Consider the following 4,449-nt stretch of genomic DNA (forward strand, 5'->3'; position numbering starts at 1 on the left):
AAGGCAAAAACCGCTTTCAGACGGCCACCCTCACCCATAGCGACATTCAAAACCACAGCCGATACGAAGGCAAAAGTTTTGGATTGGGTGCCAGCATTGCCGTAAGCGGCGAAACACTGGGGCAGAGCGCACAAAATAAGCCTCAAGACAAACACCTGACAAGCGTAGCCGATAAAACGGCGCAAGTTCATCAGTAGGTTACGGCAGCGACAGCGACAGTCAAAGCAACATCACAAAAAGCGGCATCAACACCCGCAACATCATCCTCACCGATGAGGCAGGACAGCTCGCCAAAACAGGCTACGGCACAGACAAAGCCGCGCAACTGGCGTACACCGACATCCGCACCGAGGATGCCGGCCAACAATCAGGCAGCCTGAAAAACCGATTTGATGCGGACAAAGTGCAAAGCGAGCTGGATTTGCAGCGCAATGTCTCACAACAATTTGCCCCCGTTGCCGCTCAAACTGTTGCATGGACAGCAGATAAACTGGGCAATATACAGAACTACGAGCGCGTTCAAATCGCTAAAGCAAATTTACAAGAGCAATTAAAAGACGCGCAAAACCCTGAGCAAATTGCCCAACTGCAACAACAAATCGTCCTTGCAGACCAATACCTATCCGACCATCAAACAGAGTACAACACATGGAAGGAAGGCGGATTAGGGCGAGCTGCGCTCCACGCAGGGGTAGGAGCACTCTTAACAGGTGATGCACAAGGCGCAGTAGGAGCAGGCACCTCATCGCTAGCAGCACCCTATTTAAACCAAGTAGGCGATAAATTTGGTGGCGCAGGGCAATTACTGGCAGACACCCTAGGAGGCGCAGCGATTGGTGCGCTGACGGGTGGAAGCACGGGTGCGGAGGTTGCGGGGGCGAATGCGGATTGGTTTAATCGCCAGTTGCATCCTGATGAAGTGAAGTGGTTACACAGTAAAGATACGCTACAAAAATATATTAACTATTTAAAAAATAAGGGTATAAATTTAACCACCCAAGAAGCACAGCTCCAATTAGATCGCGCAGCTGCCGCGATGGTGGACAGCGAATGGGCAATACTGCATGGACGCAATGAACTTGCAGAACAGTTTTTATCTCAAAACACATCTAGATTTCATTATCTAGATAATTTTGGTGCAAGTCATCAATTCTTTACAGCTACTAATCGTGAATATTTAGATCAAGACCGAAATTTAAAAACATTATTTAGTACCTATACCGATAAAAACAAAAACGAAATAAATAAATTCTTGCATAGTATTCAGATTGAAAACCGTAATGCCTCAATGGATTTTAAAAGAGGAATGGAACAAGGCTATAAAGATAGCAGTAACGATGCACATAATGATCCAAAGATAATTGGGAAAGGCATAATTTCCTTGCCGAGATACGTCTATGATTCGTCTGCCAGTGATGAAGTGGGCCCACTAGACGATCAACAAATGGAGACTAACCGTATAGCCCTGCTACGTTTACAAGGGAGAGATTTTGAAGCAGGTAGAATATATGAATACAACCATGCAACCCAACAACGGTTAATGTGGTATCAATTGCCAGTAATGGAGCTAGCAGGACGTATCCCTAGTAAATTGGCTAACAAATATAAACTGTACCGCGCAGGTAAGTTATCTGCTACACAACTGGCAGCAGAAATAAAAAAACAAGCACCAATTGTTCCAAATGGAAAAGCATTTGATTTTACCAGTGGAACATTGATACCTAATCAAACCGTTAAGCTCACACAGGCACAGAATCTGTCCAATGGAACAACCCTGCCGGCAGGGACAATTGCACGACTAACAGGCAAGGGAGTGGAGGCAACTTTGCCCAATGGTAAAAATGTTAGTTATGCAGGGGTGACTGAACAAAGGGCGTTGCCTGCACCTCGTAAGTCTGATGTAAGCAAAAATACTGATAATAATAAAGTAGTTGATAATGGTAGGAAATCTAATTTTAATAAAACGCCTGATGATACAGATAAAGTATCTAATAACGCGGATAAACCTGAAAAACCTAAACGCGATCTTAATGAAATCAAAAAGCAGTACGAAAATGAAATTTCTGATATTGAAGGAATTGCAAATTACACAGGCAGAGAGGCTGAAAGTCGAGGAGGCTTAAAAGGTGCACTTGAGGAATATGCAAGAACTGGTAAGGAAGTGGGTGTTAAACATCCGTCAAACCATATCCAAAAGACAGAAAATCTTTTAAAAAAAGCAAAAAAATTAGAAAGGAAAATTAAAAACTCAACATTAAGCGATAACGATAAGCAAGCGTTATTAAATAGAATAAATCAATTCCGACAAAACATTGAGCCAGCTTTGAATGATGCAATCAGGAGGAGAGATAGCAAGTGATCACAATGAATGATATTGAAGAAATGACCAGCTACATTGCCGAGCTTATATTCGTTTTTCCTTATGATATTGAAATTGATAGAGAAAAAATTGTTGAATATAACAGGTTTAAATATGCCGAATTTCAAAAAACCAGTTCTTTTGGGGAACATCCTTATGAGGATTTAGATTTAACATTAACCGATTATTATTGGATCTGTTCTATTAATAACATAATAAGTAAGAATGATTTTTTTACTCTAGTAAAAATTATGATTGTCGAATATGAAAGCGAATCTTTTGTTTCCATGCTTTCGGATGAATCGCAATATTTTTCAATTAAATCATGTAATGAGGCATTTGATTTTTTGTATGGTTTATTTCCATTATGCAAAAGTGATAATGCACGTTCTAATTTAAGAGTATATTTAGAATGGATTTTTGAAGATGGATTTAAATGGAGCGATGGTATATTTAGGATAGATATGTTGAATGAAAAAAACAAATCTTTGTTTTTGGGGCTGACGTAGATTAGTAGTATGGAAATTTTTGTCGCGTAGGAATATGCCGCCCAGACTTGCAAGCAACGCTTCCATCAGGTAAAAGAGTGTATATTGAGTACGATCGAAGCACTTCATCGCGCGGAATACCACACGCAGATAGAATATTCAGCAATGATAAAGATGCTATTGTTATTTTAAGGACGTTAGATTGATTATGAATAACCCACAGTTTTTTTTACAAGATCATAAACCTCATACCACTCATTTGTGTTTCTTTAAAATTCCATTTAATGAGATGGTGTTACGCTTTGAGCAAAGATTGCAAGAGCTTGGTCTAATATGGGGGTGGACGGTACATCATCAAAAAGTATCTGATGAATTAAGTTTGTCGGATAAAATTAAAATGTTGGAACCTTTTGCGCAGAGATACCCCAATAAATATATTATTTTAGAGACTGCTTCTGAATGGTGCTTATATATGGAAAATGGATATCGTGGTACAGACGTATTTAGCCAACCTAGTTATCTATCCGAAACATGGGGGATACAGAATATCAGCTTATATCTTTCTCCAGATTTTAAGAAAGATGAATTTGGTGCGGTAATGTTTCATTGGCGAAATGGTGCAAATAAAATCTCAGAATATGCAGTAGAAAGTAGAACGATTATGGTGCATAAAGAAACCAGTAAAACAACTTTTGAACAAAGCGGAAAACCTTTTGAATTTGAGAACTTAGCTAGCTATGAAAAAAGAATCAAAAAGGAGCGATTAACGGTTGATATGGTTGCTGAATATTGCAAACATTTTAATATTGATTTGTTTAACTTGGATTTTTATAAAGGACGTGCAGCATTATTTACAACCCATAAAAAATAGGTGCTTTAAAAAACACATTTAGGCAGCTTGAAAAACCTCAATTTATGCTTTCAGGCTGCCTATGGTGATTTTTTGAGAAATTTAGACAAATCCCGATTTCGCACTTTCAACATATCTTTCTTATCATCATAAGTCAGTCGGTAATCGGGTAAATCATTGCTGGCTACCAACTCCTTAATCGCCTGCCTAAAACGGCGCAGCGTTGCCATGCTGCCCGATTTTCTATGCAGTATTTCCAGAGAAATGTGCCATTCATTTTGCTTCCCGAAATGTTTGGCACATAGCTCATAAATGCGTCTATCCAGCAGTTTACGCAGCCTGAAATAATCTGCCGATATGGTTTTAACCTGTGCCGAACAAACCACCTACCGCCACAGCCATGTCGGCAGCGCAGGCAGTCCCACCGTTATTGTGAGCGGTGGCAACACCAACATCAAAGGCGCACAAGTAACAGGCAAAGGCATCACCGTACGCGCCGCCAACTTCAATATAGAAAGCCTACAAGACACCGCCGACTACCGCAGCCGCCAACAAAACATCAGCGCCCAAGTAACCGTAGGCTATGGCGCATCCGCCTCAGGCGATTACAGCCAAAGCAAAATCAACGCCGAACACCGCAGCGTGAGCGAACAAAGCGGATTGTTTGCGGGTGATGATGGCTTTGATGTGCAAGTAGGCGGGCACACCCGGCTAACAGGCGGAGACCTTTGCAAAATTCCCCAAAATCCCCT

5 protein-coding genes and 1 pseudogene are annotated in these 4,449 nt (G+C 40.9%); 5 read left to right on the forward strand and 1 reads right to left on the reverse strand.

Annotation, left to right across the window (positions count from 1 at the left end):
- Window positions 1-197: pseudogene (locus HMPREF3139_RS11215) on the forward strand (PspA); the annotation flags it as partial.
- On the opposite strand, the gene HMPREF3139_RS11220 reads toward HMPREF3139_RS11215, so the two are convergent.
- Complete coding sequence (locus tag HMPREF3139_RS11220; protein WP_283127011.1) at window positions 191-367, reverse strand: hypothetical protein; 177 nt, start codon at window positions 365-367, stop codon at window positions 191-193. The pseudogene HMPREF3139_RS11215 and the gene HMPREF3139_RS11220 overlap by 7 nt on opposite strands.
- A 36-nt stretch (window positions 368-403) precedes the next feature.
- On the opposite strand from HMPREF3139_RS11220, the gene HMPREF3139_RS11225 reads away from it, so the two are divergent.
- The 4 genes from HMPREF3139_RS11225 to HMPREF3139_RS05035 form a co-directional block, all read left to right on the forward strand.
- A complete protein-coding gene (locus HMPREF3139_RS11225) occupies window positions 404-2,359 on the forward strand; it encodes a hypothetical protein (RefSeq protein ID WP_070460985.1) in 1,956 nt (651 codons plus the stop codon).
- Window positions 2,360-2,364: 5 nt separating this feature from the next.
- A complete protein-coding gene (locus HMPREF3139_RS05025; RefSeq protein ID WP_070460987.1) occupies window positions 2,365-2,868 on the forward strand; it encodes a hypothetical protein in 504 nt (167 codons plus the stop codon).
- A 187-nt stretch (window positions 2,869-3,055) separates the two neighbouring features.
- Window positions 3,056-3,718, forward strand: a complete 663-nt coding sequence (locus HMPREF3139_RS05030; RefSeq protein WP_070460989.1) for a hypothetical protein — start codon at window positions 3,056-3,058, stop codon at window positions 3,716-3,718.
- A gap of 336 nt (window positions 3,719-4,054) precedes the next feature.
- On the forward strand, window positions 4,055-4,449 hold a 395-nt coding region (locus tag HMPREF3139_RS05035), incomplete at its 3' end, for a hemagglutinin repeat-containing protein (protein ID WP_210388923.1).

Source organism: Neisseria sp. HMSC15G01 (assembly GCF_001808255.1).
Lineage (GTDB): Bacteria > Pseudomonadota > Gammaproteobacteria > Burkholderiales > Neisseriaceae > Neisseria > Neisseria subflava_A.

Coding starts and splice junctions, on each gene's coding strand:
- HMPREF3139_RS05030 (WP_070460989.1), top strand. CDS start 3,056: ATGAATAACCCACAGTTTTTTTTACAAGATCATAAACCTCATACCACT.
- HMPREF3139_RS05025 (WP_070460987.1), top strand. CDS start 2,365: ATGAATGATATTGAAGAAATGACCAGCTACATTGCCGAGCTTATATTC.